The 19235-nt window shown below is 69.5% G+C and carries 15 protein-coding genes and 1 pseudogene; 9 read left to right on the top strand and 7 right to left on the bottom strand.

What is annotated here, in order from left to right; translation table 11 throughout:
• Positions 1-12 precede the first annotated feature (12 nt).
• Positions 13-387 (bottom strand): hypothetical protein, encoded by a 375-nt coding sequence (locus tag AC068D_RS34920; protein WP_478827171.1) that lies wholly within the window; start codon positions 385-387, stop codon positions 13-15.
• A 683-nt stretch (positions 388-1070) separates the two neighbouring features.
• Here AC068D_RS34920 and AC068D_RS34915 point away from each other — a divergent pair.
• The 5 genes and pseudogenes from AC068D_RS34915 to AC068D_RS34895 all read left to right on the top strand — a co-directional run bounded on the left by AC068D_RS34915 (position 1071) and on the right by AC068D_RS34895 (position 5710).
• Complete coding sequence (locus tag AC068D_RS34915) at positions 1071-2153, top strand: AAA family ATPase (protein WP_478827170.1); 1083 nt, start codon at positions 1071-1073, stop codon at positions 2151-2153.
• 103 nt (positions 2154-2256) lie between these two features.
• Positions 2257-3865: pseudogene (locus AC068D_RS34910) on the top strand (Mu transposase C-terminal domain-containing protein).
• Positions 3862-4605 (top strand): AAA family ATPase, encoded by a 744-nt coding sequence (locus tag AC068D_RS34905; protein ID WP_478827169.1) that lies wholly within the window; start codon positions 3862-3864, stop codon positions 4603-4605. Before AC068D_RS34910 ends, AC068D_RS34905 begins: the two are co-directional and overlap by 4 nt.
• 5 nt (positions 4606-4610) lie before the next feature.
• Positions 4611-5480 carry a hypothetical protein gene (locus tag AC068D_RS34900; protein ID WP_478827168.1) on the top strand — a complete coding sequence of 290 codons (870 nt, stop codon included), beginning with the start codon at positions 4611-4613 and terminating at the stop codon, positions 5478-5480.
• Positions 5390-5710, top strand: coding sequence for a hypothetical protein (locus tag AC068D_RS34895; protein WP_478827167.1), 321 nt, complete (start codon positions 5390-5392; stop codon positions 5708-5710). Before AC068D_RS34900 ends, AC068D_RS34895 begins: the two co-directional genes overlap by 91 nt.
• A 20-nt stretch (positions 5711-5730) precedes the next feature.
• Here the strand turns inward: AC068D_RS34895 and tpg (AC068D_RS34890) are convergent, their stop codons facing one another.
• Positions 5731-6051 (bottom strand): telomere-protecting terminal protein Tpg, encoded by a 321-nt coding sequence (tpg, locus tag AC068D_RS34890; RefSeq protein WP_478827166.1) that lies wholly within the window; start codon positions 6049-6051, stop codon positions 5731-5733.
• 457 nt (positions 6052-6508) lie between these two features.
• Here tpg (AC068D_RS34890) and tap point away from each other — a divergent pair, with 457 nt between their 5' ends.
• Together tap and tpg (AC068D_RS34880) are read left to right on the top strand one after the other, a co-directional pair.
• Positions 6509-8746, top strand: a complete 2238-nt coding sequence (gene tap, locus AC068D_RS34885) for a telomere-associated protein Tap (protein ID WP_478827165.1) — start codon at positions 6509-6511, stop codon at positions 8744-8746.
• Positions 8747-8756: 10 nt separating this feature from the next.
• Positions 8757-9314 carry a telomere-protecting terminal protein Tpg gene (gene tpg, locus AC068D_RS34880; protein ID WP_478827164.1) on the top strand — a complete coding sequence of 186 codons (558 nt, stop codon included), beginning with the start codon at positions 8757-8759 and terminating at the stop codon, positions 9312-9314.
• Between the two features lie 134 nt (positions 9315-9448).
• Here tpg (AC068D_RS34880) and AC068D_RS34875 read toward each other — a convergent pair whose 3' ends face one another.
• The 3 genes from AC068D_RS34875 to AC068D_RS34865 all read right to left on the bottom strand — a co-directional run bounded on the left by AC068D_RS34875 (position 9449) and on the right by AC068D_RS34865 (position 12614).
• Entirely contained in the window at positions 9449-9808 is a 360-nt protein-coding gene (locus AC068D_RS34875) for a hypothetical protein (RefSeq protein ID WP_478827163.1), read from the bottom strand.
• Complete coding sequence (locus AC068D_RS34870; protein WP_478827162.1) at positions 9805-10962, bottom strand: ApeA N-terminal domain 1-containing protein; 1158 nt, start codon at positions 10960-10962, stop codon at positions 9805-9807. Before AC068D_RS34870 ends, AC068D_RS34875 begins: the two co-directional genes overlap by 4 nt.
• A gap of 191 nt (positions 10963-11153) precedes the next feature.
• Entirely contained in the window at positions 11154-12614 is a 1461-nt protein-coding gene (locus AC068D_RS34865; protein ID WP_478827161.1) for a hypothetical protein, read from the bottom strand.
• A 250-nt stretch (positions 12615-12864) separates the two neighbouring features.
• On the opposite strand from AC068D_RS34865, the gene AC068D_RS34860 reads away from it, so the two are divergent.
• Both AC068D_RS34860 and AC068D_RS34855 read left to right on the top strand, forming a co-directional pair.
• The gene (locus AC068D_RS34860; protein ID WP_478827160.1) at positions 12865-13698 is read left to right on the top strand and encodes a hypothetical protein; all 834 of its coding nucleotides are present in this window, start codon (positions 12865-12867) and stop codon (positions 13696-13698) included.
• Positions 13699-13874: 176 nt separating this feature from the next.
• A complete protein-coding gene (locus tag AC068D_RS34855; RefSeq protein WP_478827159.1) occupies positions 13875-14651 on the top strand; it encodes a hypothetical protein in 777 nt (258 codons plus the stop codon).
• Here AC068D_RS34855 and AC068D_RS34850 read toward each other — a convergent pair.
• A complete protein-coding gene (locus tag AC068D_RS34850) occupies positions 14645-17509 on the bottom strand; it encodes a helicase associated domain-containing protein (protein WP_478827158.1) in 2865 nt (954 codons plus the stop codon). The genes AC068D_RS34855 and AC068D_RS34850 overlap by 7 nt on opposite strands.
• Positions 17506-18798 (bottom strand): hypothetical protein, encoded by a 1293-nt coding sequence (locus tag AC068D_RS34845; protein WP_478827157.1) that lies wholly within the window; start codon positions 18796-18798, stop codon positions 17506-17508. Before AC068D_RS34845 ends, AC068D_RS34850 begins: the two co-directional genes overlap by 4 nt.
• Positions 18799-19235 lie beyond the last annotated feature (437 nt).

The raw sequence follows: 19235 nt of genomic DNA, 5'->3' as shown, positions 1-19235 counted from the left end.
CCTCTCTCAGGATCAGCAGAACGGCCACAGTGGACAGGTGTGTTCCCTGATTGCGGTGAACACGGCCAACGTGACCGCGGTCAGACTGCGACGGCGCGTCTCGACGGCCAGATTCGAGGCGAACCCCTCAAGATTGTGGGTGGCCTCGGGCAGTCGAGCCTCGGGATCCGGCACCGCCATCAGCTCGTTGAGGCCGCCGTGCAGGAACTGCACGAATACTGGTTGCGTCTCCTCGGCGACGGGGACACCTGCCAGGCCGCGCTGCGTGGCGGCGTTGAACTCCCAAACGACCTGGTCCCTGAGCTGTGCGGTCGCACGCCGATTGCTGGACCGGCTTCCCGGCCGTGGGGTCCCCTCGGACTGCCGCCGACCTTGATTGCTGCTCATGAGCCCCCCGTGCACGAACGCCTTACCCCACTCGCTTGGGGCCCGCGCCGTGCTTCCGCGACACCACCAGTGCAAGAACTGTGTCGTAATGGCGGAAAGGCCCCCCATCCGCTTAACGCACAGCGAGGCTATCCGCGGAGTTGCACGTTGTCAGCGGCGCGTTGAGGCCACCTAAGTACTTTAGGCGTGCGCCCCCGGCGCGGCCGCAAGGGATCCAAACGCCCCCGCTCCTGAGCGACCCGAGGTCAGTTGCGATGTGCCGGTTTGGTGTCAGTGGTTGGGTGTCAGTGACGGCATGTCAGGTCGGGGAGTTTTTGCTGGCCGAGCGTTGAGGGTGGGGAGTCTCGCTGACATGGGGTGGTGTCCGCTGCCGTCGTGACTGTCATGGGGCGTTACACCCTGCCTCGTGCCGCTGTCACGGGAACGGTACTTCTGATCTTTTTGCGGGTGGGCGGGTTCACGGTGGTCTTCTGTCGGTGGGTGCGGCCGGGGAGGACCGGGTGGGGGAGTGGGAGCTTGAGGGACTGGTATCGGGTTCCCGGCCGGTGTTGGTCGGGCGGTTACTGGAGCTGGATGCGGCTGGTGGTTTGACGTCGGCGCATGTGCGGGCGGGGGCGCGGTTGGCGGGGGTGCATTCGAGGACGGTGTGGCGGTGGGTGGAGGCGGCGCGCAGTGAGGGCCGTGTGGAGCGTCGCAGGCGTTCCCGGTTCGAGTTGTCGGAGGAGGCGTGGGAGGTGCTGGCGCAGGCGGGCGGCAATGTGTCTGTCCTGTACCGGCATTTGAAGGATTGCGGGGACGGGGATGCGGGGGTGTCGCTGGCCTCGGTGTACCGGGCCGTGCAGCGGGAGCTGGCCGCGGGACGGGTGTTGCCGGACCGTGCCGTTTTGCGCCAGGAGCGGGTTGAGCGGGAGACCCGGCAGGCTCTGGCGGATCTCGTGGTCGCGGGTGCCGGCGTCGGCGCGCCGTCTGCTGGTGGCGGGGCTGGTCCGGCTGAGCTGATGCCCTCGCGGGAGGCAGCGCCGGTGGCGCAGGCGCCGGGCGTGGTGTTGCCGGCGGGTGCTCAGGCGGTGCATACGGCGTCGGTGCGTGCGGTGGCCGAGGCGGTGGGGCAGGCGATGGCGGCTGAGGGCGCTGCGTGTGTGTTCGGGGATGCGGGGCGGGGCAAGACGGTGGCGCTGCGGATGGCGCTGTCGGATCGGCCGGTGGGCTGGAGCGTGTCGTGGGTGCGGGTGCCGGTGCGCCCGTCGGTGTCGGAACTGCGGCGGGCCGTGTTCGAGGCTCTGACGTTGGCGGGCCGGTTTCCGCACCGTTCGGCCGAGGCCGATGAGCGGATCATCGGCGCCCTGGGCCAGGCTTGGGTGCTGGTGGTGGATGAGGCGCAGCGATTGCCGGTGCCGTGCCTGGAGTATCTGCAGTCGTTGTGGGACCACCCGCAGGCGCGGATGGCGCTGGTGCTGTGCGGGGCGGGCAGCGAGCGCGCGGTGGCGCGTCTGCCGCAGCTGGCGTCGCGGATCTGTGCGTGGCAGGAGGTGGGGCGTCTTGCCGCGGGCGAGGTGGCTGCGACGGTGTCGGCCTTTCATCCGTTGTGGGCCGGCGTAGCTGACGGGGAGGTGGCGTGGATCGACCGGTCGTGCACGCACGGTGTCTTCCGTACCTGGGCTGCCTTGACGACGCATCTGCAGAACGCGCTGCTGAGCGTGCCGGACGCGTCGGTGGACCGGGCGCTGCTGCGGCGTCTGTTTAGGCGTCTGAGTCCTCCGGCCTGAGTGGATGTGCGGGGAGGAGGGGGAGGTGGAAGACGGTGGTGCGGCCGAAGCCGCGCGGGGAGGGCTTCCGGAGGCGTCGCGTACCGCGCTGCGTGGTGTGGCGGTGCGCCGGCTGCTCGCTCTGCGGGTGCGGGGCGAACTGGCGACCGGCCATGTCCGGGTGGCGGCGGATGCGCTGGGGGTGTCGGAGCGCACGGTGTGGCGGTGGCTGGCCGAAGCCGGCCGCGACGAGCGGGCGGCGGACGAGCCCGGCGCACGGGCCCAGATCGGCACGAGGTTCACGATCACGCCTGAAGTCCGTGGGCTGTTGGCGCTGTGGAAGGGGAACGTGCGGGCGGTCCATCGCCAGCTGGTCGTCCGCGCTGCCAGGCAGTCTCCGCCTGCAGATGCACCGTCGCTGACGACGCTGCACCGGGCGATCCGCCGTGATCTGACGCCGGGGGAGAGGGCTGGGCTAGCGGGTGGGGAGCGGGCGGCGCGCAAGCACGATGTGTTCCTGGCCCGGCCGCGGGGCTGGCGCAACAAGGTATGGGAGACAGACCACATGCAGGCGCCGGTGCTGATCGATGTCGACGGCAGGGCCCGCAGGCCGTGGATCACCTGGTTCACCGACTGCGCGACGAACGCGATCACGGGGGTGGCCATCACGCCGGGAGATCCGTCGCGGGAGTCGGTGCTGGCTGCGCTGCGCTCCGCGGTCCTGCGCGAGGACCTCTACGGTCCGTTCGGCGGCCTGCCGGAGAAGGTACGGGTCGACCGCGGCAAGGACTTCCTGTCCCGGACGGTGACCGCCGCGTTCGATCTCCTGGACGTGACGGTGGAGGACCTGCCCGCCTACACCCCCCACCTCAAGGGCACCGTGGAGGGCCTGAACCGGGCGGTGGAGAGCATGTTCCTGGCCGCGCTGCCTGGCTATGCCTGCCAGCCGCGCCCCGGCAAGCGGGCTGCGCGTCCGAAGGACGAGGTGCTGCTCAGTTTTGAGGATTTCACTGCCCGGCTGCTGGGTTGGACGGTGTGGTGGAACACACCGCCCCGCGCCGTTGCGGGGCATGACCCCGCTTGAGGCGTGGCAGGACGACCCCACGCCGCTGAGAGACGTGCCGGCGGCGGATCTGTGGACGTTCACCCTGGAGGACGCCGGCACCCGCAAGCTGACTACGCGCGGTGTCCGCTTCCGCAGACGCGACTATGTGGGTCCGTGGATGACCGGTCAGGCCGGGATCCAGGTCCGGGTCCGCTTCATGCCGCACCACGACCACCGCATCGAGGTCTACCACGCGGCCACCGGCCGCTACCTGGGTCCGGCGGACCTGGCCGACCGGGCAACCGAGGAACAGGTCAGCGCCGTACGAAGAGCGCGAGCCGCCCGCGCCCGCCACCTGAAGAAGGACCTGGAAGCCTCACATCGCGAGCGCTACGCCGCCGTCACCCAGCCCGAGGCTCCGCAGCGGCTCGGCGCGCTGACCACCGCGCAGGCCGAGGCCGAACTCGCCCAGGCCACGGATACCGACCTGTCGGATCTGGCGCTGCGGGACCTCATCCCGCCCGCTGCGCCTCCGGCCGGGTGGCGCACTCCTGCTTCCCTGGCCGCGCTGACCACGCCAGGCCGGCCCGCCCCGGTCCCCTCCGGCCGTGATGGCGCCTCCGCCCCAGACGGCCCGGGCGGGCGGGCCGCAGGTCTCACCACCGATGAAGACGGAGATGCCTCGTGACCGCGGCCACCTACCAGTACGTCGATCTGCCCGACGCCTCTGTGGTCACCACCCGCGCCCTGCTGGTGGCGCGGGAGAACGTCACCGACACCGTCGCCGCCCGCGCCATGATGTGCATCCACGGCGGTGCCGGCTTCGGCAAGACCCTCGCGGTCAACATCTGTCTGCGCGAACTCGAACCGGGCGAGGACGTCCGCAAGATCACTTTCCGGGCCCGGCCCACCGCCCGCGCGGTGCGCTACGAACTGTTCACCGCGCTCGACCTGGCTGGCGAACCACCGCGCCATCCCAGCGAGTTCGACCGCCTGCTGAAGACGGCCCTGGCCGAACGCCCCCGCACTTTCCTTGTGGATGAGGCCCAGTGGCTCAACGGGGAGGCGTTCGAATACTTCCGCTACCTTTGGGACGAACCCTCAACCCAGCTCGCGATCATCTTCGTCGGTGGCGCGGGCTGCCACACCGTGCTGCGCCGCGAACCGATGCTCTCCTCCCGGGTCTTCATCTGGCAGCAGTTCACCCGCCTCACCCCCGGCGAGGTCCTCGAGGTGATCCCGCTGTTCCACCCGGTCTGGGCCGACGCCGCCCCTGAAGACATCGCCTTCGCCGACCAGCATGCCGCGCACGGCAACTTCCGCGCCTGGGCCCAGCTGACCGCCCACACCAGCACCGCACTGGCCCGCACTGGCCGTCCCCGCGTTGATCAGGAGCTGCTGCGCTGGGCCTTCAGCCGTCTCGCCTGACCACCATGCCGCCCGCCACGTCGCCGCCCGTCACTGTGGTCATTGACCGTCATGACGATGCGATCCACACGCATACCGCCCTGGCCGCCCACCATCCGCCGTCCGGCCGGATCACCCTGCACCCCGGGCCGGGCACGACCAGCGAGACCGGCCTCGCACACGACCTTCTCGCCGCCCTGGGCAAACCGCCTCTGCTCGAGGGCGGCTTCCCCGCCGGCCGTCAGCCCGCCTGGGAAGCCGCCACCGCCTGGATGACCGCCCTTCCCGTCACCCGGCTGACTGTCCTGCGCGCCCACCGCCTCACCGCCCGCCGCACGATGCGCCTTCTGCAACTGCGTGCCCTCACCGGCATCCGTCTGACTCTGGTCTGCCACCGCCCGCACCTGCCCGCCGCCCTGCACAAGGCGCTGCAGACGGCCGACTATTGCGTCACCGCCGACTTCCAGGCCGCCCGACGCCACTACTACGGCACGACCGCTCCCGTATCCCCGCCTGCTGACGAGCCCGCCCGGCCGGCCAACCGGTGGCTCACCCTGCCCGCACTGGACCGCCTCGTCTCCTACGACAGCCCCGCCACCTGTACCGCCCCGTGCACACCGCCGCCGATTACCTTCCGGCACCGGCCGCCACCCGCACCCCCCACCCAGCAGACAGCCCGGGAAGCCGTCCGACGCCTGGCCGCCGCGACCGCCCACCCCCGCCTGGCCGCAGCCCTCGCCGCCACGCTCTTCACCGACGCCTCCTTCCAGCAGCTCGCCACCGCCGCCCCGGCGACTATGACGACGTGGCGGCCACCCTGGCCGTGCATGACCGCGCCCGCTACACCGATGGCTGCGCCACCCACCCCGTACCCCCGTGGGCACGCCTCTTCCTGAAGGCCGCCGTCTGCTTCGCCCAGCTCGCGCCCGGCCAGGACCAGCATCTGCTGGCCGGCCTCCACGACCGCACCCACCTGCTGCGCGTGGCCGAGGCCGCTAGGCTCCGCCCGCCCCAGCCGCCCGCAGGCCAGCGCACCCTCCATATCCAGTGGGACTGGCGCGAACGCAAGGAAGCACAGCGCTATGACGCGATGCTGACACGGCACCAGACACCGCCCTCGCACTGAGCCCCAACTCCGGTGCACGGTCAGTCGATGGAGAAATCGGCGAACTCCACGTCGGTGAAGGCGATCCCGAGACCGTGGGCACGCTGGCCCCAGTCCCGGAAGTAGGCATGCCCCAAAGCGCGGGCGAGGATCACCATCTGCTGCTGCTCACCCCTGCCGGCGTCCCGGGCGGCGAACAGCTCGCGGGCCACTTCTCCCGACAGGTACTGGGTGATCAGCCGTACTCGCGGATCGTCCGACGATCCTGCCGGAGCGGCGAAACCGAACCGCGCCCTGGTGTGGAAGACAAAACCGTCGGCCTCGGCCCGGGCCCGCCGGCGGGCCGGGCCAGAGGCTGCCAACGTGCCCTGACGGCCTCATCGATCAACCCCGCATGCACGGCACTGGGGCGGCGGCGCATTCCCGGCCGGGTAGTGACCCACCTCTGTACCGTGCGCTGGGAGATCCCCAGGAGGACGGCCACGTTCTTCGTGGAGCCCTTCTCCGCCTTGAGCAGGAAACGCACAGCGGCGTCACGCGTGGGCACGGGACGGGTCAGCAACGCTCGTTCGAGCCCCTTGACGATCTCACCCATGCCCGCCCCCGAGCGTTCTGCCACCGCCATGGCTGTTGCACGGCAGCCGTCTGCTCTCTCAGATCTCTCACACCAAGCCGCTTCCCTCGGCCAGTTCAGGCATAGCCGAGACACCACTGCGGACCTTCGGCTAAAGGACTTGCAGCCGCCGCTTACGTCATCCGTACGCTCTTGGTACGCGAAATGTGCGCTTCACGCTAGGGTTGCGGGTCAGGAGGTGCTGCATGTCCGAGCTGTTCGACGCGGTCGACGCGCTCATCGCGTCCCGCTCCCCGCTGCCGCCCCCGGCGGAACGCAAGCGGCTGCGCCAGGCGCACGGCCTGACGCTGGACGAGGTGGCTGCCGCACTGCAGGTGCGGCGCGCGACGGTCAGCGGCTGGGAGGCCGGCAAGACCGAGCCGCGGCCGCCGGAGCGCGACGCATACGCCCGCATGCTCAAGCAGCTCGCTCAGCTCTACCCCGCCAACGCTCCGGTGCCCTCTGAGGACACGGCGATCCCTGAGACGCCTGCTGTTGCGGCCGCTCCTGCGCCATCGGCAGTTGAACCGGCCCAAGCCCGCTCCGCACCCACAGGCCCGGCTGCGGAGCCCGCGAACACCGCACTCCGCCCCGCTGCCCCTGCCCCTGCCCCTGCCGCTGTACCGCGTCCGGCGGCCACGACCCGGCCGACGTCGCGCCGTCCAGTCGCTCGGAAGGCTGCCCCCGCAGGCACGACGGAGGCCGGCACCGATCCGCGCTTCGAGAATGGCCCGTTTGCGGTCGTCGACGTCGACGCAGATGGTGAGGTGCTGGCGTACTGCGTCGGCGGCCTGGTCCTGGACGTACCGGCGAAGTCGCTTCCCGCGCTGGTGGAGTGGACGCTGCGCGAAGGGCGGCTCGGTCAGCCGAAGTTGTCGGGGCCGGGCAAGGATGCCGACCCGCTGATCGTGCTGACCGAGGCCGCGTGCGAGCACTACGGCCTGCCCACCACGCTCACCAAGGAGGAGCGCCTGGCTGGCCGGATTCCGGAGGGCCACAAGGTCATCAAGCAGCTGACGCGCGCCAACTGGCAGCTGACCAAGCGCGGCTTCGGGCCGTGGGCGAGGATCTACCGCCCCGCGCAGGGCTCGGAGCGATCCTGCGTGCAGTTGTGTATCCCGTCGTGGGATGCGCTCGATGCCCGGCACTGGGCCGATGCTGCCCAGCTTCCGCCGGCCGAACTCGCGCGGCTCCTGGGCACCTATGCGGCCCGGGTGATGACACCGCGCGGCTCCACCGCCGTCACAGGCCTGGAGCTGATGACCGCCCTGCACCCGCCGACCCGCGCCTCCGAACCGGACGCGGACGGCAGGCGGCATTCCGAGCACAATCCCGGCTCGCTGGGCAAGGATCCGGTGGACTGCGCGCCGTGCGAGGCCCCCGACGGGCACCCGCTCCTCGCCGATCTGCCGCGTTTCCATCAGCGCACCCCGGCTGAGGTCCTGGTGGAGGAGGCGTACGACTGGGCGCGCCCGCTCACCGACGCCGAATGCCTGCGCCCTCATCTGGTGGGCATCGATGTGAACATGGCCTTCGCGGCCGGCGCGAACGGCCTCACGGTCGGCCTGGGCGCGCCGACGCACGCCAAGAACCCCGTCTTCGACGCGAAACTGCCCGGTTCCTGGCTCATCGACCTCTCCCACGTCGACCTGTCCCGCGTGAAGGTCGGCAAGGACAAGTGGGCGGACCTGGACGCGAGCCTGCTGCCCGGTCCGTTCACGCCGAAGGGCGAGAGCCCGGAGGGGCCGGCCTGGTACGCGACGCCGACGGTGGCGTACGCGGTGGAGCTGGGCTACGAGGTGCGCCCGATCGAGGCGTGGGTGCGCTACGACAACGGCCGGTACCTGGACGCCTGGTACAACCGGCTCCGCGATGCCTACCTCGCCACGATGGCCGACCTCGGCGTGCACGCCGACATGCCGCCAGCCGAGTTCCTCGCGGCGATGGACGGCTACCGCTGGCGTGACCCCCAGCTGGCGATCGTCGTGTCCGCGATCAAGGCGACCGTGAAGGGCGGCATCGGCAAGCTGCGCGAGCGCCCGCGCGGGGAGGGCTGGAAGCCCGGGCAGCCGTGGCGGGCCCTTGCCCGGCCCACCTGGCGCCCGGACATCCGCGCCGCGGTCATCTCCCGGACCCGGATCAACATGCACCGCAAGATCGTCAAGCACGCGGCGTTCACCGGGCAGTACCCGGTGGCCGTCCTCTCGGACTGCGCCGTCTACGCGTCCGACGGGCCGTCGCCGCTGGACTTCCTGCCCTACCGTGACGGCAAGCCGCTGCCGGGCGGCTTCAAGCTCGGCGTGAACCCCGGGCTGGTGAAGCACGAGGGCACCCAGACTGTGCTGTGGGGCGAGGGCGTGCGCGAGCAGTTCAACGCCCCGGAGCTCAACCTCGCCCGGTACATCAAGGACGGCACCGTCACCGACCTGGAAACCGGGGAGTAGGTAGAGCGCGATGAGCATGTTCGGGGACGGCCTGGACGCCGCGGTGCAGAAGGCGTTCACTCGCCCGGCGCCAAAGAGCGCGCCCGCGCAGATGCGGTACCTGGTCAAGCAGCTCAAGGGCACCAGGGCGGTCGCCCAGATGCTGCGCATCTCCCAGCGCACCGTCGAACGGTACGTCAAGGACCAGATCAAAAAGCCCCGCCCGGACCTCGCCGCCCGCCTGGAGCGCGAGGTGAAGAAGCGGTGGCAGCCGCAGATCCGTGCCAAGGCGCGGCAGAAGGCGGCGACCACCGGCGGCATCGTCATCGACACCCGCGCCCGCATCGGCTACACCGCGCCGATCGGCACGACGGACGAGGACCGCCTCCGACACCTGACGGTCGCTCTGCCGCCGCGGCACGCCGCCCGCCTCTTCGACGCGCAGGAGCACGGCGCCACGGACCAGCAGCTCCAGCAGATCGCCGCCGAAGCGCTTAAGGAGGTGTACTTCCAGGACAGCGGCCGTCGCGCCGGCCAGCTGGAGGAGGTCCGCTTCACCAGCATTGAGCATCTCGAGTTCGACCTGTAGATCCCGAACAGACGCGAGCCCCGTCGACCACATCATGCTCGGCATCGGCCTGGCCTGCCTGCCGGCGCTTGGGTATGGGGCGTGGCGGGGCCACACAGTCGGCCCCGTGCACGGCGAAGGTGTTGTCGCGCCCGTCACTCCGCCAACTGCGGGCTGCCCTGGGCGCCGTGCGGCATCTCACCCGTGCTCTCTGATGATGCCGATTGGTCCTCTGGGCGTTCGGGTTGGGGCTGCGGCCACTGGTTTGGGCTGATGCGGTGGGCCAGTGCGGGCCAGTCTGCGATGCTCTGCTTGGCCAGGGAGCGCATTCCGGGGTGCCTGTCGAGCTGTGTGGTCAGGGCCGTGCCTGTGGGCAGGCCGGCCTCGGTGAGGAGCCGGAGCGTGATGACGGCCTCGGTCAGGTACAGCGCGCCCGCGAGGGTCCCGGGATCTTCGTGGACTCCGCCGGGGGCGGTGAAGCCGTGGCTCAGTGCGTTGCGGATGCGGGCTGTCACATAGGCCCACGGTTTGACTGTGCCGTTGAAGAGCCACTGGCACACCTCGGGCCCGAGTTCTTCGGCTCCAGGACCAGGAGGCGTTTTTCCAGCGTGATGCCCATGAATACCTTGACTGCGTCACGTACGTCGCGGCGCTGGGCAGCGTTGAAGCCTCCAGCGTCATCGAGCGCCCTGCGCACGCGCTCCGCGAAAGGATGATCCGCCGGTTCCTCGTGAAGAGCGCGATGGAGTGTCTCGGCTGCGTTGACGACGTCCAGGAGTTGCAGTTGCAGGGACCCGGACCGTCGGTGGGGCTCCACCGCGTCCAGCGGAACGGAGCAGCGGTGGGCCAGCGCCAGCCACGCCGGGATGAACGATGGCATGCCGTCCAGGGAAGGGGACAGTGGCAGCGGGGCGTGCATCGTCGGCGCAGGTTCTTCGGGTTCCTCGCCGTCGTGAGGGTCGACTGCGAGGGAATGCGGCCGTCCGTCTTCCGTGAGGGGATCTTCGGGTACGACACGCAGGTTGAACACGCTGACCGGCTCGGCGACCCCGATGGCGACCAGGGCCCGCATGGGGCCCACGATCTCCTTCTCCAGCTGGTCCAGGGTGAAGCCTGAATTCCTGTCGGCCCTGACCACCACGCGTTCACGCAGGGATCTCACCCGGCGGCCGAAGTGGCGGTTTTCTCGGACTCCGATGCTGATCGTTCCGTCGTCCAGGGGGATGGTCACGTCGTCGGGCGCGGTGTAGGCCCCGGAACGCGCCTGCGGGCCACGCAGCCCGCTCGGAGGCCACCAGGCTGGCAGACCGGTGATCTCGAACTCCGCTGCGGAGAAGCGAGTCGCCTCGGTGACCTCACCCCCACGTACAAGCCGTCCGACGCGCCACGTCATGGTCCACTGGTCGCTGGCACTGCGAGTCAAGCTGGGGTCTGGTCCCTGTACGTCGTCGTCCAGGAAGCATTGCAGGAGGGTGTACGGAACCCCGTGGCAGGACCCCCAGATGGTGTGTGGTGGGACAAGGTGCAGGCCGTCCCAGCCACCCGAGTCCACCATCAGGGTGCCGATGAGGTTCAACCGCCACCCGTCCTCGGTACGGGTCAGCGACCCGGGCACCCGCAGGGCCGGCGCATCCGGAATCCACCACGCGCCATGCTGTTCGTCACTCACGTGTCCCCTCTCGGACCCATCTGCGCAGCCCCTCCAGCTTCCCACTGGTGCCGCGCATGGCGACTCGGACGACGCGCCCACGATGGCGCTCGCGGAGTTGCTGGGGCCGTGCATCATCGTCACCCAGTGCTGCTTCTTCGACTTGGTCCGGGTGGCTGCTCGGGAGGGCAGTCAGCGGGTGGCAGGCCCGGCTAGGGCGAATGCCGGTCTGCCGAACGACGCCAGGGGTAGCTGTTCCAGCCTTCGTCCAGCACAGGGTTCCGGGTACGCGTGTGCCCTGCAAAGGCTTCGTTCAGTCCGTAGGTGGAGCGTTGGGGGTCGCTGGCACGCTCGATCAGGAGACGGCCGATGGGGGCGTCGGTGATGGTGACCATGTTCTCCAAGTCGCCGGCGCTGCACACCGACACCGGGACCGCTGTGCTGGGCTGCTGGGCACGTTGGAAGGGTGCGTTCACGATGTGGAACGGCTCCATGGTCACGATCAGCCCCTGGACGGGACGGTCGGCGGGGATTGACGTGAACTCCTTCTGCCGGCTCGGGATCAGGGCGGCGGTGTTGTCGATCTGCTCGTAGGCCCGCCCGAGCATCCGGCGGACCTCTTCGACACGCCTGTCGGTGGCCAGACGCAGATGCTGGGTTGGCCGAACGGACTTCACCTCCACCAGCAGCACAAGCTCGTCCGTGACGACGATCCAGTCGACGCTGCGTTTGTTGTCCCGGCCGTAGATGATCTCGGGGACGACCTCGGCCTCCGGCCACAGGTCGAGCTGTCGGCCGACGTAGGCCTCGAACAGATCGCCAAGATCCTGCGTGAACGCGTTGCCGTAGCGGGCTACGCCGGTGTAGTAGATGCCGAGCGGGCTCCCCTTGTCCGGAATGAGATCCGACACCGGAGCCAGATATCCCGGCCCGTACCCGCGCAGGAAGGGCTTGCCGCGCAGAGGGTTGAACTCGAACCGTCGCCGCAGCGGATCAGACGTCAGTCGGGCTGCCTTGTTCTCCTCCTTGAAGGCGGTGGCGTCGGTTACAAAGTGAGCCTCGGTGACGGCGGTGAAGGTGGCGGCCGGGATGACCTCGAGTACCGGTGCCATTCCGGGTGTTTCCAACCAGGCCGGGTCGAACCGGCCGCCGCACTTAAGGGCAGACGCCCACAGGAGCTGGGCGATCCCGATGTAGTTCGACAGACTCGTGCCGAACAGATCCTCGTCCCAGCCGGGACGCAGGCACCGGGGTACGCGGGTTGCAGTGGTCTGCGTGATCATGGCCGCAGCGCGGGCCAGGTTCTGATACGGCGACTCCTGCAAGGTCAGCTGCTCACCGGACGTACGCAGCAAGTACCGCTCCAGGGAGTCCAGATCGGCAGTCTCCCGGACAAAGTGGTCGTCCAGCTGTGTGTACATCTCCAGGATCCTTTCCAGATCCTGTCCAGACGCGTCGTTTCGGAACTCGTTGCCGCAGGCCAGGGACACACGGGCAACGTCGGCCAGCGCCCAGGGCACGTACTTGAAGGTGCTCCGGCTCTTCCGCCACGCACCCAGGCTGTACGTCGCCGATGCCAGCGCGATGAGCGGCATGAGTGCACTTGGTCGATGGCGACGGATCCTCGCCACGTACTCCTGATCGCTGATCATCTGCCTGACTTCCCATGCCATACGGCAAGGATCTCGCCAGCACGTGCAAGCTGTCGCCTCCATTACGACGGGCCATCACCACACGAGGCGACGGGGCTCTACCACGATGGCCCGCCCTGGCGGATACGTCGCTGACGCCGAAACGACGCCGCGTACGCGACGCCCGTGAAGGATGCCGGTCCGGGAGAACCCGCTCACCTCCTGAAAACCGCTGCCGCTGGGGCGGAGGGTCCTGCCACCATCAGACAAGACCTGAACCAGGCGAGGAACGATGGCCAACTTCCGATTCGGCTCGAACGACTACACCGTCAACATCCGCACGCAGCACAACGCCAGCCTCCTGCAGGGCTGGAGCGTACACCGCCTTGTCCTGGGCTTCGAGGTGACCGCCCACGACAAATACACCGAAGACGCGCCGTTCCTCGTCTCCGGCAACCTCTGGACGTCCGACCTGCCCAGTCCCGCGAGTTGGGTCGGAGTCCTGCACGCTCCGGGTCCCATCGGCCTGAAGCCGTTCACGACGACGCTGACGCTCGAGACCAGCGTGACGGACCAACAGCTGCGCGGTCTGGAGAAGACCCGGGCGGGAGCCGACCTGACCCTGCGCGCCGACCTGACTCTGACCGGCCTCGCGGAGACACGACACTGGCCCGTCGCCTCCGACAATGAGAACATCCGCATCCCGCACGCGGCCTGGAGCAACCAACTCGCCCAGGCCGACGCCGGCGCCTTCGTCGACGTCCTCGTCCCGATCACGACCGTGGAGGCCCGTGCGACCGCGGCACGCCGCATCCGTGAGGCGAAGACTGCGATCCGCGACCAGCGCTACGAGCACACCGTCACGCTTGCCCGCCAGGCCCTCGACGCCGTACGCGAGGCATGTGACACCCAGAATGTCAACGCGCGGGCGGCGGGCAAGAAACCAGCAGAGCGGGACCAGGAGGAGCGCTGGGCGGTGCTCATCCAGAGCGCCTACAACCTGTTCAGCGGCGCCCCGCACGACGACACGGGCACCACGGAGAACTTCACCTGGACCCGCGCTGACGCTGTCGCGGCTGTCGCCACCGCTGCCGGCCTGCTCGCCCGGCTGGAGGACCTGTCATGACGGCCAGCAGGACCTGCGTGTTCTGCCACGAACCAGCCAGTGGGCAGGGCGAGCATGTCCTGCCTCGGTGGCTTCTCAATCGGTGGAAAGGGCAGGGGCCGTTCACCATCTGGGCAGGAGGAGAGCCACTCAAGGCACGCGGGGGAGCAGTAGCGCGGTATCAGAACATCGAGCGGGTGCTTCTTCCGGTGTGCGGGGACGGCAGCCGGAACAACTGCAACGGGTGGCTGAACCTCACCTTCGAGGAGGAGGCCCAGCGCCCGGTGGAAGCGCTCCTCAACCATCTGGCGCCCATCGGGGAACCAGACGTCACCGCTGTCGCCCGGTGGGCGGTGAAGACGCTTCTGCTGTACCGGCATCCCCTGGCCCGGCACATGGAGCGGGAGAAGGTCCGGCAGTGGCGTGACGAGTATGCCGACAGGCATGAGCAGAGCGCTCTGTCGCTCCCGCCGGACCTCTTGCCGCAGATGCGTCAGACCGGTCGGCTGCCCGCTGATGTGTCGTTGTGGGTAGCGGTGGTCGACGAGGACACGAAGCCGCTGGCGCCTCCTGCCATCGATCTGTTCTCGATGCCTTCGAGAGTGCACCGCGAGGACGGGGCGGGAGGCCGTCCCGGCAGCTCCACGCTCGGCTTCAGCCCACTGGGCAGCAACGGCGCCGGCGCACGGATGGTGTTCCATTTGCTGTTCCACCCGCTGATCGACGTCAGGCATCCACTGGAGGAACAGGGGCTGGTATCGCGGCTGTGGCCGAGTCCTCCTACGGCACTGGACCCGCAGCTACTTCCGCGGCTGGACGCTGCGGCAGGACGGTACGTGGGCGGATGGTTCCAGCCCAGCGGCATGAACGTCGGCTTGCAGGACGGCGAGCGCTGGCCGCAGGCGGGGGAGCTGGAGGTGGAGAAGCTGGAGTTCCCACCCGACCCCTCACCTCTGTCCCCTCCTGTTCAGTAGGAGTCCTCCCGCTCGGAGGGCGGCCCGAATCGCTCGATGAGGTCGCAGGTGCACATGCCGCCGTCGTACAGCGTCTTGTCGCACTCGTCATGGTGGTGCCGGACCGGCAGCCGCTTCGGCGGCGCGGGCCGCACGGAGCCGCCCAGCGTGGGCTGAGCGGGGACGGTATGGGTGGTCGGCGCCGGTGCCGCGCCCGCCCACTGCATGCCCAGCGCAGCAAGCGCATCCAACTGGTCCTGGGTGAGTTTGTCGAGCCTCGATTTGGCGTTCGAGATCCATACGCCCAGCTTCACGATCACCGGTTCCGCCTCGCCGTCGACCTCGATCTCTTCACTGTGGCCGCGTGGCACTGGCCGCTGTCCTTCCCGCTCTACCCACTGTGCGAGGGCGGTCAGGCCGCGCTGGAACGCCTGCTGTGCCTTGCTCGGGCCCTTCGTCGCGCGCCTGGCCGGCGGGGCGGGAGAGGGCGCCTCGAGCGGTTTGATGCCCAGTGTGGACAGCCGCTCCTGTTGCTCGGGCGACAACTGCTCCCAGGTGCCCGGCTTGCGCTGCTGCTGGAGCCACCGCCCGATGTCGTCGCCGTCCATCAGCACCCCGGGTGCGATGTCGGGCAGGTGGCCGTCGGCGTCGACCAGGTCAGCGAGCACGCGGTAGTGGCGTTGCCAGTCCAGCGGCCATGTGCAGTCCCAGTCCGGGTCGATCGCGCTGAGCTGCGCCGCGCGCATGGCGGCCCGATACGGGTCCTTGCCCAGACCATTCTTCGAGCCCTTGCGCCGGAGGTTGGCCATGTGCTGCCCGACGGACACCATCGCCTCGCCCTCGCCCCACACCGCGTCCTGTCGCGGCGCGAGGTGCCCGGTGGCCCGCTGGTACGACCTGAGCGCGGCGAGCTTGGCCTCCCATGCTTCCTCGCCCGGCTCCCACACCATCCCGGCCTCGGGCGCGTCCAGCAGCTCCTTGCGGTGAGGATCGAGTTCACCGGCGCGCAGCGCCTTGCGCTGCTGGTGCACCCATCGCCCCAGGGGAAAGTCCTTGGTGACGCCGACCCCGACCTCGGTGTCGTAGGGCACGATGTAGAGGCCGGTGATCTGGTTCTCCCTGCGCCAGCGGATGAGGGCTTGGTAGCCCTCGAGCCATGCCAGGGACTCCGGCCGGTACACCCGCGTGCGCAGGAACGCCGCGATCGTGGCGGCGTCGCGCGGGCTGGAGAAGTGGAGCAGTGCGGACTCGGCCGCGGTGTCGATGTCGTCCTGCTCCTGGTCCTCGCCCACCTCGCCGTCGGCCCCGACGATCCGCCCGTCTTCGTCACGCCGGAGGTGCACCTTGCGCCGCCCGTGGGTGAGGGCGCGGGAGGCGAGTTGCTCGACCAGGCGCTCATCGTGGGAGCGCAGGCCCTGGAGCACGGCTACGAGGGGGCGGAAGCTGGCGGAGGCGACCATGTCGGTCGGGTCCTCGCTCGGTTCCAGGAAGACCGGCACGATGATCCGCGCGACCTTGGTGGTGCCGTCCTTGTTGAGGCGGAGCGCCCGGCCGATGTTCTGCACGATCTCGACCTGGGAGCCGCGGGTGTCGGCGAAGCAGACGGCCTCGACTCCCCGCTCGCCGGTGATGTCGACACCTTCCCCGAGCACGCGACAGCTGGCGAGGAACGCCCGGTGTACCCGGCGGCCGGCCGCGTCGATGCCGTTGGCGAACTGCCAGAGCACTTGGCGCCGCTCGGACACGAGGTGGTCGCCGCACAGCCATGCCGCCCACACCCGGTCCGGTGGGACGTGGCGGCCGGCCTCCAGCTCGTAGAGCTCCGCGTCGATCGACGACTTCGGCAGCTCCTCCGCGGCCGCCAGGTCGTCGCCGGACGCGTCGTTGACGTACAGCTCCGTGGCCGTCTGGGGTAGCTTCTCCGCGAAGGCGGCGGCCTCCTCCACCTTCTGGTGGAACGTCATCACGGTGCGCAGGTTGTAGGCGGCCGCGTGTTCCAGGAGCGCGGTCTGCAACAGGGCCAGGCGCCGGCCCCGCAGCGCCTCCTCCGACTCCCCGAAGACCGGTGACGGGTCGCGGATCTCCAGCACGTCGATCTCGAAGCCGGCGAGGATGCCCCGCTCGATCGCCTCCGAAAGCCCCAGTTCGGCCAGCCACGGCCCGTAGGTCTCGGAGTCCTGCCCCATCGATGCGATCTCCAGCTCCTGGCCGTCTGCGCCCTTCTGCGGGCGGGGCGCTGCGAGGATGCGCGGGGTCGCGGTCAGGTACAGCCGGAAGTCGGCAGGGATGCGGGCGTTGTCGTGGATCGCCGCCCACGGCCTCCCAAGATCACCTGCCGTGCCGTGGGCTTCGTCCACGATGGCGAGCGAGAAACCGTCCATCCGCTGCCCGTACAGGCGCTCTCCGCCCGCCAGAGCGGCCTCCAGCGGCCCACGAACGCGCCCTTGGCCCGTCGGGTCGTCGAAGTCCTCGCGGTCCACGAGAGAGGCGTACGTGGCGAACACGACCACAGGCCCCGACCCGGCCCACAGGGCGAGCTGGATCGGGTTGGTGGTGGTGCGCACCACCAGTTCGTTCAGCACCGGGTCGTTCTCCAGCGAGCACACAGCGACCATGGGGGAGCGGTGACCCACGGCCCGCCACGCCTGGGCGGTCTGAACGAGCAGGTCCAGGGTTGGCACGGTCACGAGGATCCGGCCGTCCGGGAAGCACTCCAGTGCGCTCGCGGCGGCCATGATCGTTTTTCCGGAGCCGGTCGCTGACACGATCGTGCCATGGGCACCCTGAGGGGGCACAGATGACCTTGCAGGGAATCCGACCCACCTACGAAAGGCCGACTTCTGGTCGATCTGGTGTTTCTTGAGCGGAATCCTGCTCATCGACCGTCCTTTTCACCCGTGTCGTACAGCCAGCTGTCGTGAAGCCTTTCCAGCGCGGTTTCCTCTTGGCCGTGCTTCGCCCAGATCCCTTCGAGCCAGAGCGGGGTTGTCTCGATCCTCTCGCACAGTGCGAAGCAGCCGGGCAGGTCGATCAGCACGAGCTCGCCCGCGAACATGCCGCCGGGCCCGTAGCGGCCCCACAGCCGCTCCAGCTGCGCCCGGTGCTCGTGCAGGTACGCGTCCAGCGTCTGCGGGTAGGTATCCGGCTCCGCCAGGTGCACGGTCCGCAGGGCGATGTCCACGAGCTCTCGGGACGACTCCTGGTCCCACTGCTCGAAGCTGGTGCCGGTCACGGCAGCGTAGTGCTGCTCACACACGGCGAGGACGCGCTCGATGAGCTCCGCCGGCGCCTCGCTCTCCTCGCCACGAAGGGAAGGCCGACTGACACCCGTGTGCCGATCGGGCAGGGAACACAGTTCGCCGGTGCGGGCGCTGGCCTCCACCAGGTCCATGCCGTGGTCGGCGAGGTGAGCCAGGAGCAAGCGGGACAGGACCTCCCCGTCCCTGGCGTACAGCTGAGCGTGCTCCTCTCCACTGTCGGGGGAGACGATGGCGCGAGTGAAGACGGTGTCGAAGAAGAACTCGGACAGGACACCGACCAGCTCCGGGCGCGCAGATACCGACTCGTCGTCCAACGCAGCAACAGCGGCGTCCATGACCGCAGTGAGGAACCGCCCGCGAGCTCCCTGCAGTTGGCGCGCCTCGCTCTGCGGGCCTTCCTCGACGGCCTCCACAACGCGGTACAGGCCCTGGTCTCCGTACAGGCCACCTGGCTTCTCCTTCGCCCGGCGCACCTTCGTCACCGCCTCCTCAACGGACCGCGCGTAGGTGTAGTTCGTCACCACCGAGGCTCCGGGGTGCGCAGGGTCAGTCCGCTGCGCCACGATCCGATAGCGGATCAGCCCGGAGTCAGACTCCACCGCCCCACCGTTCGCACCTTGCTGACGGTCCCGCAGCGCCTGGCGCCAGCGGTCCGCCTGCGCGTCGTTCTCGGGGGAGTGGGCGTCCCACGCCGTGCCGCCCATCAAGGTCCAGATGCGCCTCAGCTCGTTCCGCCGAACAGCGGCCAGCCGCTCCTCCGTACTGAGCGGACTTGTTTGACCCGCGCGGCTTTCCATGCCGCGCGCAGCCACCAGCCGTTCGTGGATCTGTTCCGCCGTCAATCCGGTAACTTCATGATGGATTTCCTCCCGCGCCTTGAGGCGCATTTCGACGCTCAACAAATTCAAGTCTTCCCTCCTTCACGATCCCGCCCGAGTGGTTGGGGGGTATCTCGTGTTTCCGCCAACGGTACATGCTGCATCAATCTGATGCGCGCGCTACACTGGAACTCACACGAACGAGCGACCCCCACCCCTCGCAGCCAGCCCGGCCCCGCGCCAGCGGGCCCCAACGGTTCTGGAGGCGCAGCCGGAAGGGCCGTCAGGCGGGGGAGCGCAGCGGACCCGCCGGCCAGGCTGGAGCGAAGCGGAAGCCTGGTAGTGGGACGTAGTCCCGCCGGTCCGGGAGCGCAGCGGACGGACCGTCACCCCTCTTGCGCAGCAAGAGGGGTGAGCGGGTGGCGCAGCCACCCGCCAGCGCTCACGCGGAGCGTGAGCGCAACACCCGCGCGCAGCGCGGGTGTTCGCTTGCACATCGCGCAGCGATGTGGTACCCGCTCCGCGGG

It is taken from the genome of Streptomyces sp. NPDC043861 (genome assembly GCF_056435905.1).
This window is presented reverse-complemented; position numbering and strand designations above follow the sequence as displayed.

Excerpts from the sequence above, each read along its gene's own strand:
- tpg (WP_478827164.1), top strand. The coding sequence starts at position 8,757 with ATGAGCATGTTCGGGGACGGCCTGGACGCCGCGGTGCAGAAGGCGTTC.
- AC068D_RS34920 (WP_478827171.1), bottom strand. The coding sequence starts at position 387 with ATGAGCAGCAATCAAGGTCGGCGGCAGTCCGAGGGGACCCCACGGCCG.
- AC068D_RS34900 (WP_478827168.1), top strand. The coding sequence starts at position 4,611 with ATGCCGCCCGCCACGTCGCCGCCCGTCACTGTGGTCATTGACCGTCAT.
- AC068D_RS34865 (WP_478827161.1), bottom strand. The coding sequence starts at position 12,614 with ATGGCATGGGAAGTCAGGCAGATGATCAGCGATCAGGAGTACGTGGCG.
- AC068D_RS34860 (WP_478827160.1), top strand. The coding sequence starts at position 12,865 with ATGGCCAACTTCCGATTCGGCTCGAACGACTACACCGTCAACATCCGC.
- tap (WP_478827165.1), top strand. The coding sequence starts at position 6,509 with ATGTCCGAGCTGTTCGACGCGGTCGACGCGCTCATCGCGTCCCGCTCC.
- AC068D_RS34850 (WP_478827158.1), bottom strand. The coding sequence starts at position 17,509 with ATGAGCAGGATTCCGCTCAAGAAACACCAGATCGACCAGAAGTCGGCC.